Annotated in this window: 1 protein-coding gene; it reads left to right on the top strand. The window is 72.4% G+C overall.

The window, feature by feature from the left end; all coding sequences use genetic code 11:
- The coding region (locus tag GA0070215_RS27760) for a non-ribosomal peptide synthetase (protein WP_141708293.1) at window positions 1-1,821 on the top strand (1,821 nt) is incomplete at both ends.

Below are 1,821 nucleotides of genomic sequence, written 5' to 3'. Positions count from 1 at the left end.
CCACACCCGACACCAACACCACCGCACCTACTGGACCCACCACCTCGCCAACACCCCCACCCTCGACCTCCCCACCGACCACCCCCACCACCCCAACGGGGAACGGCCCGGGGCCCGTCGGTCGCTCCGGCTCGGGGCCGACACCGTCCGCGCGCTGACCGCCCTCGCCGAGGCACGGTCCACGACGCTGTACACGGTGCTGCTGAGCGGCTTCGCGGCGCTGCTGTCCCGGTACAGCGGGCAGGAGGACATCGCCGTCGCGACCCCGGTCGCCAACCGGCCGGTGGCCGCGTTCGAGCGCATCGTCGGGTTGTTCGCCAACACCGTGGTGCTCCGCGGGGAGCTGCGCGGTGACCCGACCTTCGGTGAGCTGGTGGACCGGATGCGGGCCGTCTGCCACGAGGCGTTCGACCGGCAGGAGGTGCCCTTCGAGCAGATCGTCGAGGATCTGGCGCCGGACCGGAACCTGAGCCGGGACCCGGTGGCGCAGGTGATGTTCGTGTTGCAGAACGCCCCGGCCGCGGAGTCCGTGGTGGAAGACGTACGCCTTCGGCTGACGCCGGTCGATCCCGGACGGGCAAAGTTCGAGCTGTCGCTGGTCCTCGCCGAGGACGGCGACGGTCTCGCCGGCTATCTGGAGTACCGCACCGACCTGTTCGCGCCGGCCACCGCAGCCCGGATCGCCGCCGCCCTCGTACGGCTGCTCGACGAGACCGCCCGGCAGCCACAGCAGCGGTTGTCGGCGCTGCCGGCCACCGGACCGGGGGACCTCCGGCAGTTGGCGGCGTGGAACGACACCACCCGGCCCTACGACCCCGCCGGAGTCGTCACGCTGGTGGCCCGGCAGGCGTCCCGCACCCCGGGCCTGATCGCGGTCAGCGACGAGGACGGCGAGCGGTGCTACAGCTATGCGGCGCTGGTGGAAGAGGCCGACCGGCTGGCGGCGGCGCTGCGGCGGCGCGGGGTGGGCCGGCAGCAGGTCGTCGGGATCTGCCTGACCCGGGGGCCGATCCTCGTCGTGGCCGCCCTCGCCGTGCTGCGGATCGGCGCGGTCTACCTGCCGCTGGACCCGGAGCACCCGATCGACCGGCTGCACGATGCGCTGGACCGGGCACGAGCCGTGACGGTGGTGACCGACCTCGGCACCGAGGAGCAGATGGGGGCTCGGTGGCCGACGGTGCCGGTCGACGGGCCGCCGGAAGGAGCAGCCATCCGGCCGGTGGCGACCGAGCCCGACGAACTGGCGTACGCCCTGTTCACCTCCGGTTCGACTGGCCGGCCCAAAGCGGTCGCGGTGACCGTCGGGGGGATGTCGCACCTGGTGCAGTTCATGGCCGACCGGATGGATCTGGGGCCGGGGGACCGGATGCTCGCCTCGACCACGGTCACCTTCGACGTCGCGGTGACCGAGATGTTCGCCCCGCTCGTGCGGGGAGCCCAGGTCGTCATGGTCGGCCCCGACCGTCATCGCGATCCCGTCGAGGTGGCCCGGTTGTTCGCCGCGCCGACCACCACGGCGGTCCAGGCGACACCGTCGATGTGGGAGGCGCTGGTGCGCTCCGGGCTGGGACCGGGGACCGCGTTCGCGATCAGCATGGGGGAACCCCTCGGCGCCACCCTGGCCGGCCGGCTGCGTGACCTGGGCTACCGGCTGCACAACATGTACGGCCCCACCGAAACCACGGTGTACTCCACCGGCGAGGAGGTCGGCACCGGCACCCCGACCATCGGGGTTCCGGTGTGGAACACGGTGGTTCATGTGTTGGATCGGTTTCTGCGGCCGGTGCCGATCGGTGTGGTGGGGGAGTTGTACGTCGGTGG

The sequence above is a fragment of the Micromonospora marina genome (assembly GCF_900091565.1).
Taxonomy (GTDB): Bacteria; Actinomycetota; Actinomycetes; order Mycobacteriales; family Micromonosporaceae; genus Micromonospora; species Micromonospora marina.
The sequence above is the reverse complement of the archived record's forward strand: the minus strand, read 5'-3'. Positions and strand labels throughout refer to the sequence as shown.